This window comes from Microbulbifer sp. THAF38 (genome assembly GCF_009363535.1).
Classification (GTDB): Bacteria; Pseudomonadota; Gammaproteobacteria; order Pseudomonadales; family Cellvibrionaceae; genus Microbulbifer.
This window is the reverse complement of the sequence record NZ_CP045369.1, coordinates 1,154,789-1,175,255: the sequence shown is the minus strand read 5'-3', so window position 1 is coordinate 1,175,255 and position 20,467 is coordinate 1,154,789. Positions and strand designations below refer to the sequence as shown.

Below are 20,467 nucleotides of genomic sequence, written 5' to 3'. Positions count from 1 at the left end.
AGAGTGGTTCTGATTTAAAAAAGGGGGCTCTGCCCCCTTTTCTTTTTTTGATATAAATCAAACTACCCTTTCTTGAACTGGAGGCTGCCTCATAACTTGAAATCGGTTATTCTCACACAATTACATAGAAAAAAGTCCAGCAATAGTGAGCCGATTCAAGTCAGAGTTGACCAATGATCAATGGAAATTGATCGAACCTTGTCTAGCTGAGTTAAAACGAGGAAAGGGAGGCCCAAAACCTATTGATAATCGAGCTTGTTTTGAAGACATCCTGTGGGTTTTGCGTTCTGGAGCGCAATGGAAAAATCTTCTTTCACACTATCCATCACCGAGTACATGCTGGAGAAGGCTTCAGTTTTGGGAAGAGCAAGGAGCTTTGTTACAGGTATGGAGAAGGTTTCTGGAGCTGTTGGATCAACAGTCTTTGCTTAACCGGGAAGAGATCTTTTCTGATGGCAGCTTTGCACCAGCAAAAAAGGGGGCTTCGAAGTCGGGAAAACCAAGCGGGGCAAGGGTTCAAAGTGGATGGTGGTGGTCGATGGCGAAGGTATTCCACTGGGAGGCACCATTACTTCGGCCTCACCAGCAGAAGTAAAGTTATTACATCCATTACTTGATGTTGCCTATAAAAATACAAAGATTCATCGCTTAGTTTATGATAAAGCAGCGGACTCTGATCCTCTTCGAGATAGTCTGTTGAGTCGTGGAATCGACCTTATCCGTCCACACAGGAGAAATAGGAAAAGAGCCTCAAGGCAGGATGGTAGAAAGCTCAGAAGGTATACTCGCAGCTGGAAAGTTGAGCGGACTTTTGCGTGGTTGGGAAATTACCGCCGCTTGGTTGTTAGATGGGAGCGATATTTATCCCCTTATCGTGTTTTTTCTATATTGCATGCATGTTAATTACGTTAAAGAAGTTATGAAATAGCTTCTAACACTTTCGAAACCCTTTGCGAAGGGTTCAACAAGCCTTATCTGACGGTTACTTGATCCATGCGTTAACCAGGATCAGTAACAGAAACAAGAGTAGTAGGCAGAGGCAGAGGCAGAGGCAGAGGGAGTATTGTCCAAGCCTTGAAGGCTTCGACTGTGGCGAGCAAGCCCCACATCAACCTCTTCACCACAAAAAAGAAAACGCTAACAACACAACTTCTTGCTCGAACAACTACAGTGTAATTTATAGAAATCAGCACAGCATTAGGTACTGTACAGACAAACAATATTAATTGTGATTTTTCGAAGTTCGTCATAAGTGTCTCGCTGATAGGCCGTAGCGGCGCACTTGCCTTCATCAAAGCAAAGCGCCTTCGTATTCCATTGTTCACGAAAGGTGTTTCTGCTGGCTCCCTCTCACCAGCTGCGAGAGAATAAATACGCTGGCACTTAGAGCACCCAACAGCTAGTTTCCTATGGTTCAATATATAACAAATTAAAAAAAGTCGGTATTGGCAATATTTCCAACAGAAATTCATTGGATAAATAAGTTGGTGCCGAATCTAACTACTGACAACTCTATTAAAGTTTATATATACCGACATGATCATTAAGAATGATAAATATAACCCAATAAAGAAAATAGATACTTTAAATTTATGTATAACTGAATAGTTATGTAAAAAATCGAATGTTAAAACAGTTAATAATATTTCAACCTCAAATAGTGCAAAGAAAAAAGATACGAGCAAAATCTTTACTTTTTTCCTTTTTTACTTTTAATATTGTGCCAAAAATCTATCTTTTATTTATCCCCACTTTTTTCTACCCCTTCTAGGATTCGACAATCCTTTCTTATAGGGCTTTCGACCAACAACAGTTGGCCGAAAAACATTAAGTAAAATGAGTGTTAAAGCAACCTGAACTTTAATCCATAGATTGCTAATTCTATTTTACTGCATCGTTTATTGATTAAATACCAGAGTCTTACTACCAAACATTTTTTCACATTTTATATTGCTATCGTAACACAACTGAAGCATTTTATTTGATTCGATGATTTGCTCAGAGTCATCACTATAATCAAGCCCCATAAAGTAATTAAACCAAGGCTCAAGTCCGAGAGCATAGATATATACTTCTTTTGGCTTAAATATCTCAACCATACCGTAACCAATTTTTGAGTCACAACCATTTAAGCGACGAGAGTTTTTAATTTGTTTACTCACTTTCTTAGTGTGCAATGCACCGTACATCCATGTGTAAGGAGCACCTACGCATTCCATCCCAATAGCAAGTAAATCAAGATCGCCGACTTGTTTATGAATATGGTGATACATATTAGGATCTAAGTTTGACGAATCGGCTCCCATAAATAGCTTCTTACCGTACATTTCGATAAGCCATGCTGATTTGGAGCGAATATTTAGATCACCGTGTTCACCCAAGAATGGTAAGGCAATTATCTTACCACCCGGCAATGGAATTTCTTCCATGTCTTCCACTTCTAGAACCTTAAAATTCAACTGCTGCAGCATCAACTTTAAAGACGGATCGGCAATCGAACCACCGTTGTTTTTGGGCACCACTAAGGTATCCGTTTTATGACGTAGCTGTAGTAGTGTTTCTATATTTACATGATCCTGGTGTGAGTGAGTTAAACAAATATAATCAAGCTTTTCAGGTAGCTGATTAAAGCTGAAAACATCACCGATGTGGGATTCATGTACTGACGCGATAACAGGATCAATGAGTATACTGATATCTTTAGTTTCTATTAAAAATCCTGCATGCCCGGTGTATTCCAACCTAATGCCCTGGGTAACCGGTGTGTGAGGATTTTTTGGTGGTTCAGTCGTAAATAAATCTTCTTTGGTGAGGCCACCACGACAATTACATTGCGCAAATAAGGCTTCCAATTCTTCCGCAGTTAAAGGATGTTGTCTCGCTTTTAAGATACGGTCAAGGATAGGTGAATTAAAATCCAAATCAATGTGCATATGGGCATCATCAACTAAACGAGGCGTGCTAAATACAAATGGGCGCTGATTCGTTTCAGAGACTAGGCCAAACGCAACCGTTTGTAATTGTGGTTTGTAATAATCACTCTTGTATAACAACCCTTCAATCAGGCGATAAGAGGGGTTGTGTTCCATATCAAAGAAAAGTTCTACATAGCCTTTTAGAGGTGCCGGAATTTTTTCGTAGATATATTCTATTGACTCACCATTCGTGTGAGTACGAATTAATTCATCTAATTCAGCGACTGCCGCTGACAAAGCAATCAAATCCGGACATTCTTTCTCCGTGAATTCTATCAGAGATTTAATGTCTTCAATTTGGTCTTCACTACAAGCTAAAAAGTCTGAGCCTGACATTCCGGGTTCTTGGCTTGCCATAATGTGTAGATGCGCATTATTTACAAACGACTTCATTATCCTTGTATGCGTATGAACAGTGTGTCTAGCACCTTGTACTGGTGGTAATAAATATGGCCACGCATACCAATTGTTAAATAGCGGTTCGAAATAGGCCTGCTCTTTTAAGTAATACATAACTCCCTTACCTTTTTTGATTAAGTTATTTGTTTAGGTATTTAAAATTATACGAGCTCTGCTGATTTTTCAACCAACATAGCTCGTTCCTGATGTGATATGATTTTTCTTGAAATGTCCTCGACAAAAGGCATTTGCAATATAGTCTGATGACCACCGCCTACGACGTGATAATCAACACACTGATTGACAAACGGTTGCCATTGCTCACTTAAGTTAATATCACAATCTTCTGATTGAATAACCAACAGGTTTTCTAGCGTGTATGGCGAACTCTTATAAGACCATTTTGCCTGTGCTTTAACTACTGCCGCCATACCTGCTGTCCAGCCAGTATCTTCTACATTTTGTTCTATTGATTTATCTAGTTTTGAAAAAATGTGTTGTTCAACACCGTCATACTGCGCATAACCGTCTAAAACAATCAAATGGGCTGATAGTTTATGGATAGTTTGTAGTTGTTTAACCATTTCGAAAGCAACTGCTGCTCCCATTGAATAGCCCAAAAGAACATAAGGTCCTTCTTGTTGATTTGCCAAAAGGCGCTGAACATTGCTTTGTGCCGCACTTTCAACACTTTCGTGTATAACGCTTTTTCCATCTAAACCAGAAGGATTGAATGCAAAGACCCGTTGTTCTTCGCCTAATTGAGCAGCAAGCTCAGTAAATATATGGCTGTATCCTGCAAAACCAGGCACCATATACATGACAGGTTTAGCACTATTGTCATCACCTCGTTGAATTTCTACTAATGTGTCAGACGCTTCGCCTTCATCACCTAGTGAAATAAGGTGTGCTTGTGCACGGATGGTTTGTGCTTGCATTAATTGAAATAGAGGTAACTCGACACCAAAATTTGCCTTTATTTTAGAGGCAAGTTTCATGGCCAATAAAGAATGACCACCAATTAAGAAGAACCTGGCGTCGACACTTATTTGTTCTTGTCCAAGCAACGACTGCCATATTTCAGCTAATTGCCGTTCAATATCATTTTCTGGTGCCACATAACGACCAATGGTCAACGAAGACATATCTGCATCCGGTAGCGCATTAAAATCAGTTTTACCACTGATTGTTAACGGCAAAGCGTCTAACCAAACAAATGCCGCAGGGACCATAAATGCCGGTAGCTTACTTTGCAGGTATTGACGATACTGTGTGACTAATTGTTGTTTGTGTTCGACGCTACAATCTTCATTATGGACGAGATATGCAATGAGTTGTTTATCAATGCTCTCTCCCGATGCAACAACCACGGCGTCTTTTAGCTCATGGCACTCCCTCAATACGTGCTCAATTTCACCTAACTCAACCCTAAACCCTCGCAATTTAATTTGATTGTCAGAGCGGCCTATATATTCAAGGTTGCCATCAGGTAACCACTTCACCATATCGCCCGTTTTATATAGCCTTGTATGTGTATCATCCAAAAATGAACGAGTGACAAACTTATCGTTAGTAAGTGACTCACGGTTCAAGTAGCCCCTTGCTAAGCCAACTCCTCCAATAACCAATTCACCTACAGTCCCGGGAGGAAGCAACTGCATACCCTGGTTCACTACATAAAGTTGAGTATTGTCAATTGGCTTACCTATGTGTAGCTTAGTTTGGTCAAATTCGAAACTACCTATACTTGCCATCACCGTGCTCTCGGTTGGACCGTAAGCGTTATAGAATTTACGATTTCTAGACCAAATCTGAGCAGTTTCGCGAGAACATGCCTCTCCACCAACAATCATGTGGCTGACAGAATTAAATCGCTCAACATTTAACTGCGGCAGGAGCGCAGGTGTCAGAATCATATGTGTCAACTCACGATCCGAAACCATTTGTTCAAATTGCAACAATGACTTTGTTGTAGCACTTTGAGCAACGTGAAGTGCTGCACCACCACAAAGCGCCATAGACCATTCAAAAATTGATGCGTCAAAAGCGATTGAAGCAAACTGTAACACTCTACTTTGTGCATTAATGTCCAGTTCTTTAACCAAATAACTCGCTAAATTGCACAAACTGTGATGTTCAATCATGACGCCTTTTGGTAACCCCGTTGAACCGGAGGTGTAAACTACATAGGCCAGATGATTCGCTATGTCAGCAGTGTCCACATTCGTTTTAGGGCATGCATTTATCGCCTGTTTAATATCCTCATCGTCAATCGATAATAAATTAGCTTGAGTATTAAACCCGCTTGTAAGCGCAGACTCAGTAATAATCCAATGAGCATTACTGTCCTCGAGCACATAATTGATGTGCTCTTGAGGTGAGTCCATATTGATTGGTAAATATGCAGAGCCCGCTTTAAGAATCGCCAAAATGCTAACAAACATTTCAACTGAACGTGTCATGCATAATGCAACCAGCGAGTTCTCTTTTACTCCCTGTGAAAACAAGTAGTGGGCAAATTGGTTGGCTTTGTGATTTAACTCTTCATATGTTAATTGTTGTTGTTCAAAAACAAGCGCAATGGCTTCTGGCTGAGACAATACCTTTTCTTCAAATAACTGATGAATACCACAATCATTTATATACGATTCAGTAGTCGCATTATATTGTGTCAATAATATTTCTTGCTGACGGTGAGTCAATAAATCAGCCGTAAAGTGAGATTGCTCAATATCAACTAACATCGCATTAAACACGTTTACAAAGTATGCACCAATTTGCTCAATTAACTTGGCATCATACATATCTTGATCATATGTAATCGTGAGTTTTATCTTATCCTCGCCAATAGCCCGCGAAAAATTCACTGTAAAATCAAAATTGGTTTGACCAAACCCTTGTGCATTACTAAAAGCAAGTTCAGATTGTTCGGCAAGGTGTTCGTAAGCGTGGAAATGCGTATAATTAAATACTACTTCAGAGAAAGATCGTCCCGTTTCACGCTGTATTGCAGATGACGGGTAATGACGATAATTCATACTATCGGTAATACGCTTGGTAACGGAGTGAATTAAATCAGCCCAACTACATTCGTTTAGCTCAAAACTCATTGGTATCGAGTTTAAGAACAACCCAATACCTTTATCACCACCTTCATATTCTGGTCGCCCATTGATGACCATAGAAGTAAGCGCTTTTGACTGTCCACTTAACAACGATAATACTTTACTATGCGCAGCCAATAACACCGATTGTGTTGGTACACCTTGATCTTTGGCAAGCTGCAACAGATTGCCTGACAAATCAAAAACAGCGTCTACGGAGTATTCAACTTTGCTTCTAGATTCCTGATTGTGCTTGTTTTTTGGCCTACAAGAAATTTGTTGCATAGGCGCGTCATCAAGCATGAGTTGCCAATACTGTTGAGCGTTAGCGTCCTTTAAAATAGCCGTCTCTTGCGCGACAAAATCTCTGAATACAAATTCCTGTTTGGCTTCCGGTAACGAGCCTCCTGCCAATAATGTTTGATAGTGAATGAACAATTGACTAACAAACATTGAGTCACTCCAACCATCAATAACGGCATGATGAAATTTAAGACCGAACTCTATACTTTGATTAGAACGTTTGTGAACAAAGACTTTAAACAGTGGACCAGACCAGTTGAATGGATTGTTTTTCTCTTCTTCAATCCAGTCAACAATACACTTGTTTTGTGCACTCTCATCTAAATGACTAATATCTTTGAATGTAAAAGGTAACACGACAGATTTGTAGATTTTTTGTAGTGGTCTTTCACCTTCTAATTCAAACCCGGTACGCAATACAGGATGACAAGCGAACATGTAAGACATCGCGGCAAAGAAGCATGATTCATCCCATTGCGTTGTTACTTGGATGCTAAAGATATTGTGATAATCTTCACCACTACTTTGCAATAGAGAATGAAATACCATTCCTATTTGCAATTCAGACATAGGGTAGACGTCATCATAGAGCGCAATATCTTCTGCCAACAAACTGGTTTCACTGTCTGTCAGTTGTGAAAATGGCGCTACTTGCAAGCTAAACGACTGTTCATTGCCTCCGTCATCAATCCTCATTGATAACTCTTCTACCGTCTGATACTTAAAGATATCTTTGATACTGATGGCGTTGTCTTGACCGAGTAATTCGTTCATTTTAGAAACAACTCTGATTGATAAAATAGAGTCGCCACCTAAATTAAAGAAGTTGTCTTTAACACCAATTTTGTCAATGCCCAAAGACTCCTGCCAAATAGCGCACATGTTTTTTTCTGTTTCAGAAGTTGGTGCAATATAGTTGGCTTTATCGATTGTTGTCAGTGTCGGCTCTGGCAGTGCGTTTCGATCAATCTTGCCATTATTCGTTAATGGCATCGCATCAAGAATAACGTAAATAGCCGGTACCATATGTTCAGGCAATTTTCCTTGTAAAAATTGACGCAAATCGGCAACCACTTGGGTTTGCTTTTCATCAGAGTCAGTTAGCCCCTGACCTGCAACATAAGCCACGAGCTGTTTAGTATCAGAAGTACCTTCAATATTATTGTGTCGAACAACTACAACAGATTCCTTTACGTTAGGGAAACACGTCAATTGATGTTCGATTTCGCCAAGTTCAATACGAAACCCACGAATCTTAACTTGATGATCAACTCGCCCAATAAATTCCAACTCTCCTGAAGGAAGCCAACGCACTAAATCACCTGTTCGGTATAAACGCTGTTTAGCACGGCCCGGCAAAGGCATCGATACAAATCGCTCTTCAGTTAATGCTTTTTGGTTCAAGTAACCTCGAGCAACGCCGCGACCACCTATGTATAACTCACCAACAGCGCCCATTGCTGCCAATTGTCCATGTTCATCAAAGACATGAATTTCTACATTTGAAAGAGGGCCACCGATCGAAATCAGAAGTTCATCTTCTTTATAGTTACCGGTTAATTCTGCATACGTTGCAAAAGTCGTCGTTTCTGTTGGGCCGTATACGTGCAATAGATGGTCAGGTTTTCCGTTATCTATGATTTGTTGTACCGCTTCGTAATTAACCTGTTCACCACCAAAGAGTAAGCATCTTAAGTTACCAAACAAACTTGGACGTTCGTATGCCACCTGATTAACGACCGCGGTCGTCAGGAACATAACGGATACCGATTCATTGATAATTTTTTGTTCAAGCGCATCGGGATTCAGCAAGGTGTGTTTGTCTATGTAAGCGACACTGGCGCCATTACATAATGCTGCCCAAATTTCAAAAGTTGCAGCATCAAAAGCAGGAGGCGCTGCGTGAGCAATAACATCTTCTTTAACAATCTCTACATAATGTTGGTCTCGCGCTAAACCTACAACATTGTGATGTTCAACCATTACACCTTTTGGCTGTCCGGTAGATCCTGAGGTATAAATGACATAAGCCAATGCATTTTTACACGAATCACTAAGAAATACTGTTGGATTTTGGTCGCTATATCTAGATCTGAGCCTTTGCCAAATGGGTGCATCTATCGGTAAGACACTTAGCTCTTCAAATGGCATGTCCTCTATTTGTTCTTGTTGACTGATGATCCATTTGAGCTGGCTATCAGCCAAGATGTACGCAACACGATCTTCCGGCAAGCTTGGATCCAGCGGAACATAGGCGGCGCCGGCTTTCAATATAGCCAACATACCAACGACTAAATCAATTGACGGTTCTAAGCAAAGCCCAACTAAATCTCCCTTTTCTACACCCTGTTCTACCAAATAGTTGGCGATTTGATTAGCTTGCTGATTCAAGGATTGATAGGTCAATGATTGCCCATCAAAATGCAATGCTGTTTTGTGACAATTCTGTTCAGCTTGTTGCTCGAATAGCTGATGAATTCCTTTTTGAACCGGGTACTCACGCTGTACATCATTCCAATCTACTAACAATGTTTTGAGCTGATTAGGGGTTAGCACAGGTAATGCGTGAATATTTTGCTGTGGATCCTCAACAATAGCATCTACGAGGTGATGCAAACTGCTGGCTAAAAGTGACATCGTTTGAGGCAAGAATACCGATGTATTACAAGTCCACTCCAACATCAATTGATCTTCAAGCTCTGTTACATGAAGACCCAATTCATAATCAACATTCACTACACTTTCTTTTAATTGATAAGGCTTAAAGGTTAACCCTGTTAACTCTAATTCACCTTGCTCAAAATTTTGCAGTGCAAATACGATTTGATATAAAGCATTGTGATTAAAAGCCCGTCCAGGCTTAAGTTCGTCAACTAGCAACTCAAATGGCACATCCTGATGGCTGAATGCATCCAAAATGTTAAGTTTATTAAGTGTGAGAGCCTCTTCGAAACTAGCGTTTCTCTCAAAGTGAGTTCGTAAAACTAGATTATTGAGAAAAATACCGATTAACGACTCGACTTCATGATGAGCGCGCCCGGATATTGGTGTTCCCATCACAACATCGTAATCTCCGCTGTAGCGGGCGATTAATACTGAAAACGCTGTTTGTAAGAACATAAACAGAGTGACATCATTGTCGTGACACAATGACCTGATTTTATTAGTCAAATCTGCGTTAAAGTGGTTTACGTAGGTAGCACCCTCAAAAGACTGAGCTTCAGGTCTCGCTTTATCTAAAGGAAAGCTGTGAACTGGATTGATGCCATCAAGTTGCTGCTTCCAATAGGATAGTTGCCTTTCTAAGGTGTCACCTTGTAAATAATTTCTTTGCCACTGTGAAAAATCAGCATACTGGATATCAGGTATCGTTAATGGGTTATTTTCACCTTCAGCATATGCTTTATACAAAGTATTGAGTTCATGAGTAAAGATACCCATCGACCATCCGTCAAAAGCAATGTGATGAGTAGTTACCAATAATAAATATTCCTGTTCCGACAAGGTTAACAGCCTTGCGCGCAACATCAGATCTTGTGTTAAATCAAAAGCGTGTTCGTATTCTTCTGCAACTAAATTAGTTACGAATCGTTGTTGCTCACTGCTCGATAATTCTGTCAGCGATTCTTGCTCGAGAGTAAAATCTTTCGCATCTCTTATGACTTGGTATGCAACACCTGCTTTTTCAACAAAATTAGTTCGCAGCACTTCATGTCGTGCAATGATCGTTGACAATGCTTTTTCAAAACTAGCCTGATCTAAGTCTCCTTCAAACGCGAGCACAATCGGCATATTGTAATGCGTACTAGAAGCTAACTTATCTACAAACCACAATCGCTGCTGTGCAAATGACAAACTAAGCTGCTGATCGCGTGTCACTGCGGTTATAGCATTGTGACAAACATCATCAGAGCTAGATATGAGCGCTGCTTGCATTGAGATTGTTTGATTATCAAATATTTGCCTCACTTCAATATTGACAGAAAATGCCTCTCTAATTGCACTGACTAAACGAGTCACTAAGAGAGAATGACCACCTAATTCAAAAAATGATTTATTGGTTGAAACGTTGTCGATAGAAAGCAATGCTGACCATATGCTTGACAGCTTATGCTCGATATCATTAGCTGGTGCGACATAGTCATCAAAAGACTTGTGCTCCGGGCTTGGTAACGCTTTTAAATTTACCTTTCCGTTAATGGTTAACGGCATTGTATCCAGGACAATAAAGTTACTTGGATGCATGTGTTCCGGCATTCGTTCTGATAACCATTTACGAACCGCCTGAACAATAGACTGCTCGCTTTCAGTATGGTTACCAGCGACCAAATATGCGACTAGCTGGCTTTCATTACCAATGTCTTTAACCGTTACAAAAGATTCACATATGAATGAATGAGTATTGATAACACTCATGATTTCACTTGGCTCAATTCTAAAGCCTCTAAGTTTTATCTGATCATCTGCACGTCCAATAAACACAATATCGCCATGTGAATTTACACGTACTAAATCCCCTGTTCGGTAACAGCGTTTATCATGTTCGAAAGGATCAGCTATAAATTTAACGTCACTGAGCTCCGGTCGATTGATATAGCCTCTAGCCACATTCACGCCAGCAACGTAGAGCTCGCCGATAACCCCTTGTGGTACCGGTCGCTGTTCGCTGTCTAGAATATAAAGATTGGTATTACTAATTGCACAGCCAATATTTATTGGCTTATCAAGTGTAATTGGTGCCACACTTGCACAAACAGTTGACTCTGTTGGTCCGTAGGCGTTGAACATCGAGTACTGTAACGCCCATAAATAAGCGAGTTGCTCATCACAAGCTTCACCAGCAACAATTAAGCTTTTTAGGCTAAATGGTGCATGGGCTTGCATATGTGGCAAAAGCGCAGGTGGCAAAGTCGCATGAGTAATTTTAGACTCAACCATAAAGTCTTGTAATAACACAGGAGTCTGTTTTTGCAGGTCGCTACAAATATGCAATTGCGCACCATTAAGCAAAGCCATTACCCACTCCCAAGTTGCTGCATCAAAACTCAATGAAGCAAATTGAAGTACTCGGCTTTCATTGCCGACACCGAATCTAACCTGTTGGTCTTTTGAAAGGTTAACAGCACCTTCGTGCTCTAACATGACGCCTTTTGGCACGCCGGTCGAGCCTGACGTATAAATAATGTATGCTAAATTTGAAGGCGTTACTTTTACGTTAGCTAAATCCGTAACACAGTAATCATGATACAAGGCTACTTCATCTACATTCACTATTTTCTGTGACTCAAATACAGCACGTTTAGCTTGTTCTGTGGTTGTAATGACAAAAGCCGTATTACTGTCATTGAGCATGTGTTGAATACGTGAATCAGGATAGTTAGGGTCTAGAGGTAAATATGCCCCACCCGCTTTTAACGTGGCTAAAATGGCAACCATAGTACCCACTGACCTTTCCAAGCAAATGCCCACCGGTTTCTCAGCTGTAATACCTTGATCTAATAAATATCGAGCTAATTGGTTAGCTTTCTCGTTTAGTTCGCCATATGTCAGAGACTGCTCATCAAAAACAACGGCAATGTGTTCTGGTGATTTCTTTACCTGATTTTCAAATACTTGATGTAAACATAACGACTTATCGTAATCTAATTCTTTACCTCGTCGTTGTAATGCTGCACTCTCAAGATCAATCGCTGACAGCAGAGGAAGGTTTTTTGTTTGCGCACCTGGAGAAGTTACTATTGCACTAATCAAAATTTCAAAACTTTCTGCCATCCTTTCTATCGTGCTTTTCTCAAATAAATCTGTGTTGTATTCCCAACTAGCGGTTAATCCTAGCTCGGTTTCTTGCATGCTCAGGCTGAGATCGTATTTAGCGACACTGTGCTCTTGATCAATTGGCGTAATATTGAGGCCAGGTAGTTGTAATTCTTCCATCTCATTGTTTTGTAAGATGAAAGCTATTTGAAACAATGGGCTATGACTAAAATTACGAACTGGTTGATGCTGTTCCACCAGCATCTCAAATGGTACATGCTGGTTGTCAAATGCCTCGAGGATTGATTGTTTGGACTGCTTTAGAACGTCGACAAACGACAAGTCATCTGAGAAATCTGTTCGTAAAACAAGCGTATTAACAAAAAAGCCTATTAAAGAAGACAACTCTGCCTGCGTTCTATTGGCCACAGGCGTGCCCATCACAACATCTTGTTCATTCGAATACCTTGAAACCAACAACGCAAATGCGGTTTGTAATGTCATGAACAACGTACAATCATTTGCAAGACTCAACTGGTTTAATTGCTCATTGAGTCTTTTATTTATTTGCCGACAATGCACAGCGCCTTCAAAAGTTTGCACCTCCGGTCGTACTTTATCTAAAGGCAAACTGTGTAATTGAGGCAGGTTTTCTAGTCGTTTATTCCAAAACGACATTTGCCGGGATAGCATTTCTGAGCCTTCCCATTCACGCTGCCAACTTGCAAAGTCAGCGTATTGAATAGCTAGTGGGTTCAGTAGGTTTGGGCGACCATCTACATTTGCATTGTACATGGCGCCTAGCTCATGAATAAAGACACCAAGCGACCAGCCATCTGTGGCTATATGATGCATGGTAATTAACAGTGTGTGTTCGTTGTGCCCTACTTTTAATAAACACGCTCTGATCATTAGATCATTTTGTAAATCGAATGGTTTACTTGCTTCAACTGCACAATAGTCTTTTACCAATAAAGGAATTTGATCTTCAGCATATGCACTAAAATCAACTTCAACGAGCTCCAGTCCTGTCACATTATCTAACAACTGTTGGTAAGCTATACCCGATTCGTTTGTTAAATAAACAGTGCGAAGCACCTCATGACGCATCACGATATCGCTGAGTGATTTCTTCAAAGCCGTTATATTTAGTTGTCCTGACAGCTTCAACCCTAACGGCATATTGTATTGGTCACCGGCTCCCTCAAGTTCATTGATAAACCAAAGTCTTTGCTGTGCAAACGACAAGGGCAATTGCGCACCTTCTCTTGAAACAGGTAAAATTTTGGGCACAATGTTTTGCTTTTGGCCTGCTTCTATCAGCTTCACTTGTGATGCAACATCCGCCGCTTCAAACAGTTCGAGTATGGTAACCTTAACGTTGAACTGCTCCATGATTTCTACTTCTAATCTAACCGCAGTAAGTGAGTTACCACCTAGATTAAAAAAGTTATCTTTCAAACCTACTTGTTCTACGTCAAGCAGCCTTTCCCACATCGAGGCAACTTTAATTTCCAGCTCTGTTTCTGGTGCTACATATTCAAATTCATTAAACCAGTTAGGCTCAGGCAACTTATCTAGCGATACTTCGTTGTTTATATCTAGCGGTAAATCAGCCATAAGGTTGTAGCCAACCGGCATCATCGCTTTTTCTAGCCTTCCTTTGAGCCAACGATTAAGGTCATTAGTAAATGCCTGCTCATTATCAATATCTTGCTTGGTGACCAGAAATGCCGCTAGTTTTTCCCCTTGCCACATAACAGCTTTAGCGACAGCGATATCGGCGTGCTGTCGTAATACTTCATCAACCTCATTTAAGTTAAAAGTCAAACCACCTATCGTTACTTGATCAGCGCAATTGCCGATAAACTCTAGAGTTCCATCAACTGATTGACGCACTAACGTGCCCGTTTTAAATAATGTTTGATTGTCATGAGCTACAATCGTATTTTTAATAAAATGAGCTGTTGTTTTAACCTGATTTTGCCAGTAGCCGCTTGAAACACTAGATCCACTAATGTGAAGCTCACCTACAGCACCTTTAGGTGTTGCATAACCATATTCATCTAATATGAAAGTTTGAATACTCTGAATTCCAACACCCATTGTGGGTATATTGTTATCAGCCAATGTTGCCAGCATTGAAATACCACAAGATTCAATTGGACCATTGACCACGATTAGAGATGTTGGTTTATTTTTTTCACTGAGTTTCTCTGTTGTTAATGTACTAAGGTGGCCACTGACGATTACACTGCGAACGTCAGAAAAAGCATCAGGTTCGACATTTATCAATTGCTCAAACACCCATGCTTTAATTAGCAAACAGTCTATTCCGAACTCTTTTATCTGCGCCGGTATTTGACCGATATTTGAATTACACTTGATTAATTTTGCGCCATTGATTAAGGCAGCGAATGTTTCAACGACATTCGCTGCTAAGCATGGGTGGTTAAGTTGAGCAACTACGCTTTGATGATTAATATCAAACAGTTGCTTATCGTCAATAATAGATAGCAAATTGCCATGGCTAATCATTACGCCTTCTTTATTAACGTCACTGTAATCTAGATATAGCTGTTGCTCTATATGATGTTTCAACGAGACACTATCGACGTTTTCTTGAGAGTAACGATTTAAAATTCGTCGTCTAATGTCCGTATCCATCGGAATCAATTTGAGCGTTTCAAATGCTTCTTCCGAGAGCAATTCACTTTGCGTCAGCAACAAAGACAAACCACTGTCAGCTATTATTCTGTCAATGCGGTCTTCGTCCCATTCAGGATCCATTACCAGCCAAGACCCTCCGGCCTTGGATATACCAAGCATAGCGATAACAAATTGTAGAAATGCCTGTTCGTTGTCTTCTAAACAAATACCTACCACACTATTTTGTTTGACACCCTGGTCGATAAGATAATGTGCAACTTCATTAGCCTGCGCGTTTACTTCACTGTACGTAAGCGCTTCATCATTAAACACCAATGCCTGCTTATCGGCATATTGTTGAACAGTGATTTCGAATCGTTGATGCAAACACGAAAGTTTGTTTTTCTCAGCATTACGAGCAGCGAGTTTTTTTTGCAATAACAACCTTTGCTCTGAGCTAAGGTTTGCTAGTTGTTGTTTTAGTTGCGCTTTTTTATTGCTATTTTTGTTGATGTTGTTACTCATCATTAATCTTCCTCATTTGCTAGAACAGAGTCGATATCTGATTCAAGCATCCCCTCTAGTTGTGCAAGTAGTTCTTCCATGGCCAGCTGCTCTTCATTTTCAAAACCATGCTCTTGATTATCTTTGCCTGCTTGCTCTTCATCTAGAGTAAGTGGCAAGGCTCGTATACTGGTGTCAGGATTAGTTAAGATCGCTTTGATCAGCACTTGTAGACTCTCTGAAAAACGCTCTAAGGTTTGCAGCTCAAATACCGCGGTGCTGCAAGACCAAACTAGCTCCAAAGCGTCTTCAAATTCAGTAACATGCAGACCCAATTCATAGTCTGGTGTTAATTGGTTATCCTCATGCTGAAACGGTTTGATGGATAACCCTGATAATTCAAGCGGTGCTTGTTCAAAGCTTTGCACTGCAAGAACAACTTGATACAACTCATTGTGACTAGCACTACGTTGAGGTTTAAGCTCATCAACCAACATATCAAAAGGAATATGTTGATGAGTAAACGCATCCAGCAAGTTCTGTTTGTTGGCCCCCAACAGTTGGTCAAACGCGGGGTTACCTGATAAATCAGTGCGCAAAACGAGAGTATTAACAAAGAAGCCAATTAGCTGAGTTGTTTCCCTCTGTGTTCGACCTGCAATTGGCGTCCCCATTACAATATCCGTTTCATTTGAGTAGCGACATAAGAGCACCGAAAATGCTGTCTGCAAAAACATGAACAAAGTGACATCATGTTGTTGGCAGAAGTCTTTGATTTCGTTGTTAACGTCCTTGTCCAATAAACAACGTAGCTCAACCCCTTCAAATTGTTGTTTTTGAGGTCTGGGTTTATCCAGAGGCAACCTATGAACAGACGGAATGTTGCTCAACTGCTCACGCCAATAATCTAAGTGTTGCGTCAACCTGTCACCCGACAGCCACTCTCTTTGCCATTGGGCGTAATCAGCATATTGAATGGGTAGCGGTGACAGCGGGCTTTCCTGGCCAGTCAAATAAGCTGCGTATAATGCCCCAAGTTCTTGTGTGAAGATTGCTGTCGAGACACCATCAAAAGCAATATGATGGGTTGTCAGTAGCAAAATTCGTTCAAACGTTTCTTTGCTGTCAGTATCGACAAGCGTAAGTACACGTGCTCTAAGTATTAAATCAGTGCTCAAATCAAAAGCTCTTCTGGCTTCAATGGCTGAAAGAGCTGTTACTTGTTCACGACATTGGTGAATACTTTCGCCCTCTATCATTTGAACTTCGAGTTTGAATGCTGATGCAGGATGAATCACTTGGCACGCTTGACCATGATGTTCTTCATAACGAGTACGCAATACTTCGTGACGCTCTATCAAGGCTGTTAACGCTTTTTCAAAACAAACATGATCAAAATGCCCACCCAGCACCATCACATTTTGTAAGTTGTAATGTGTACTTCCTTCCATTTGGTCAACAAACCACATACGCTGCTGAGCATACGATAGCGGCAAGGTGAGCTCTCTAGACACACGTTCAATATTCACTTGTTCTACTTTTTGTGATTGATCTATCAATTTGGCTAATGAGCTAACAGTTTGATTTTCAAAAAGCACTCGCAATTCCAAGTTCGCAAAAAAATGCTCTTCTATGATTGCATTGAGCTTGCCCATCATCAGAGAGTGAGCACCAAGTTCAAAGAAAGAAATGTCTGTGCTCACTTTTTCTAGCGACAGCAGGTCAGCCAATATCTCACAGAGCCTTTGTTCAGTTTCTGTGATTGGTGCCACATAGTCTGTAGACATGAAATCTACTAACGCTGGTATTGGAAGTGTTTTGCGATCAACTTTACCATTCGGTGTCAACGGCATTTCATCAAGCACGACAAAAGCTGAAGGAACCATGTGTTCCGGTAAACAAGATTGCAAACATGTGCGATATTCAACGGACAACGCTGATCGTTCTTGATCCGGTACCTTCGTTTCCGGAACAACGTACGCGATTAGTCTTTTGTTCAGAGATTCGACATCTTCAGGGTCTGTCATAGCAACCACTAGGGCTTCCTTCACAGATTCAAGTGTCGTAAGTTGGTGCTCTATCTCGCCAAGTTCGATACGGAAGCCACGTATTTTCACTTGGTGATCCGTACGACCAACAAAATGAATCGAACCGTCAGAAAGTAAACGAACCAAGTCCCCGGTTCGATACAAGGTTGATGACGAATCACTCTCGAATGGATTGTTTACAAACTTCTCATCTGTAAGGGCGCTGCGGTTTAAGTAGCCACGAGCAATACCTCTACCACCAATATATAACTCGCCAACAGCACCGGTAGGTAAAAGCGTGCCAAATTGACTCATCACATATGTTTGAACGTTAGCTAATGGTCGTCCAATTGTTATTGGTCGAGTTTGCTCATTATAATAACCACTTAGTTCAGCAAACGTAGAAAAAGTAGTCGCTTCAGTAGGGCCATAAACATGTAACAACTTGCTTGGTTTACCATGTTCTATGATCTTTTCAACGGCAGCATAATTAACTTGCTCTCCACCAAACAATAAACAACGCAATTGGCCAAACAAGGAAGGTCGTTGGAAAGCAACTTGGTTTACCAGAGCCGTTGTCACAAACATGATCGTGACCGCTTCTCGCTGTAAAACTGATGCTAACGTATCCAGGTGTAGTAATGATTCCTTATCTATATAGGCTACTTTGGCACCGTTACACAGTGCACCCCATATTTCAAATGTTGCAGCATCAAAGGCTGTACTGGCAGCCTGTGCGACGACATCACCCAACCCAATACTCACGTAATTTTGGTCGCTTACAAGGCCAACAATATTCTGGTGATTAACCATGACACCTTTAGGCTGCCCGGTTGACCCAGATGTGTACATTACATAAGCCAATTGTTGTGCACTGAACCAGCTATTTGTCAGATTGTTAACAGGTAACTGATTTACAGATTCCCATAATGCTTCATCGATGCTTATCACCGAAGCACAATAATCCGACGCCTTTTTTACAGCAGTACAATCTGCCAACATCAAACCAATCGACGCATCTTCGATAATATACGCAACTCGTTCAGTTGGTAATTGCGGATCAATTGGCACGTAAGCGCCTCCGGCTTTCAGGACCGCGAGCATCGTAATTACGGCATCAGTAGAGCGCTCCAGACTCACGCCAACCAATGTACCCTCTTCAACGCCTAGCTGTTGTAAATAGTAAGCGAGTTGATTAGCTTTGGTATTTAATTGTCCATAACGAGTAATTTCACCATTAAAAGACAATGCGATAGCTTCAGGTTCTTTAATCGCCCACTTTTCAAACAGGCTTTGTACACTGTTTAAATGGGGATAATCAATTGCAGTATTGTTCCACTCGTTAACGAGTTGATGGCGTTCTTCTGTGTCAACTACACAGCACAAATGATGTTCGCGAGCGACATTTTCGAGTAAATCCTTAAAGACTTGAACATAATATTTACCCAACCGCTCTATTAAGGCTTCATCGTAACGGTTCATATCAAAATTGATATACAAAGACAAACGATCAGAGTCCATCGATGACCGGGAGAAATTCACAACAAAGTCATAGTTGGTTTGCTCAAAACCCTGTGAATCTAGCACCTGCTCATTAGTATTTCCTTGAATATCATTAAAGGCATGAAAATGCGTATAGTTAAAAATAACCTCAGAAAATGTGCGTCCGGTATCCCGCTGTATGGCGGATGATGGATAGTGACGATGGGCCATGCAATCACTCATATGTGTCGCAATATCTCCAATGAGTTTTTCCCAACTACAATCAGAAACCAAGTCAAAACAAACAGGCATTGAATTCAAGAATAAACCTAGGCCACTGTCTCCACCCTCATATTCAGGACGTCCATTGACAACAACCGACGATAACGCTTTAGAATGACCACTCACACTACTCAGCACTTTGAAATGAGCGCTCAATAACACTGACTGCAACGGTACACCCAAGTCTTTTGCCAATTGATAAAGTCGCTGAGAATATTCTGTAAACCCATCTACATTGTAGAATTTATCAACTCTATCTTGGTGCAAGCTTCCTTTGCTTAAGGTGGGAATTTGTTTGGTTGGTGCTTCTTCTAAGTTTGTTAGCCAATAATTTTTTGAATCACTATTTGCCAGTGCAGCAAGCTCTAGGGCAACAAAATCACGGAAAACATATTCAATTTCGGGAGAAGGTAGTTGCTTACCTGCTAATGCATTTTGATAATGCACAAACAGTTGGCTGATAAACTTAGCATTACTCCACCCATCGTAAACAGCGTGATGGAAGCTTATGCAAAATTCGAAACTATCATCGGTTCTACGGTAGACAAACAACTTAAATAGTGAGCCATGCCAATCAAACTCAGAGACTCTTTCTTGCAGCATCCAATCAGAAACAAATTTATCTTGTTCCTCTTCAGAAAGATGTCGAATGTCACCACAACTTAATGGCAATTCAGTTAACTTGTATACCTTTTGTAATGGTCGTTTACCGTCCAAATAATATCCTGTGCGCAGAACAGGATGTTGCTGCAACATTAAATCAACAGCAGATTCGAATAGCGCCTGATCCCAAGGCATCTTGATGTGGTAACTAAAGATATCGTGATAAACTTCTCCTTTATCCTGCAGTTGAGTATGGAATACCATGCCCTGCTGCAACTCGGACATCGGATAAATGTCATCATATAAAACTAAGTCATCGTCGCTAATTGCTGCACGTTCTTCGTCAGTTAGCAAAGAAAATGGCTCTAATTCTAATCTCGTCTTA

General features: G+C 40.7%; 4 protein-coding genes and 2 pseudogenes (1 of these 6 only partly in view). 3 read left to right on the top strand and 3 right to left on the bottom strand.

From position 1 onward, the window contains the following. Nucleotides 1–145 precede the first annotated feature (145 nt). From FIU95_RS04920 to FIU95_RS04905, 3 genes and pseudogenes are all read left to right on the top strand, one after another. Nucleotides 146–595 carry a transposase gene (locus tag FIU95_RS04920; protein WP_371416953.1) on the top strand — a complete coding sequence of 150 codons (450 nt, stop codon included), beginning with the start codon at nt 146–148 and terminating at the stop codon, nt 593–595. Then, nucleotides 523–903 (top strand): annotated as a pseudogene (locus tag FIU95_RS21665) (transposase); the annotation flags it as partial. The gene FIU95_RS04920 and the pseudogene FIU95_RS21665, both read left to right, overlap by 73 nt. 345 nt (nt 904–1,248) lie before the next feature. Then, nucleotides 1,249–1,359, top strand: a pseudogene (locus tag FIU95_RS04905) (UV protection and mutation protein); the annotation flags it as partial. A gap of 539 nt (nt 1,360–1,898) precedes the next feature. On the opposite strand, the gene FIU95_RS04900 reads toward FIU95_RS04905, so the two are convergent. The 3 genes in view from FIU95_RS04900 to FIU95_RS04890 are tightly spaced (at most 47 nt apart) and all read right to left on the bottom strand, a layout consistent with a single transcriptional unit that may run on beyond the window. After that, nucleotides 1,899–3,488, bottom strand: a complete 1,590-nt coding sequence (locus FIU95_RS04900; protein WP_152452055.1) for an MBL fold metallo-hydrolase — start codon at nt 3,486–3,488, stop codon at nt 1,899–1,901. A 47-nt stretch (nt 3,489–3,535) separates the two neighbouring features. Next, nucleotides 3,536–15,712 (bottom strand): non-ribosomal peptide synthetase, encoded by a 12,177-nt coding sequence (locus FIU95_RS04895; RefSeq protein ID WP_152452053.1) that lies wholly within the window; start codon nt 15,710–15,712, stop codon nt 3,536–3,538. Further along, nucleotides 15,712–20,467: the end of a non-ribosomal peptide synthase/polyketide synthase gene (locus tag FIU95_RS04890; RefSeq protein ID WP_152452051.1), read on the bottom strand. Its footprint extends 21,851 nt past the window's final position; only the last 4,756 of its 26,607 coding nucleotides appear in the window; the start codon falls outside the window, past its right edge — the gene reads right to left on this strand; the stop codon is at nt 15,712–15,714. The genes FIU95_RS04895 and FIU95_RS04890 overlap by 1 nt, the downstream gene beginning before the upstream one ends.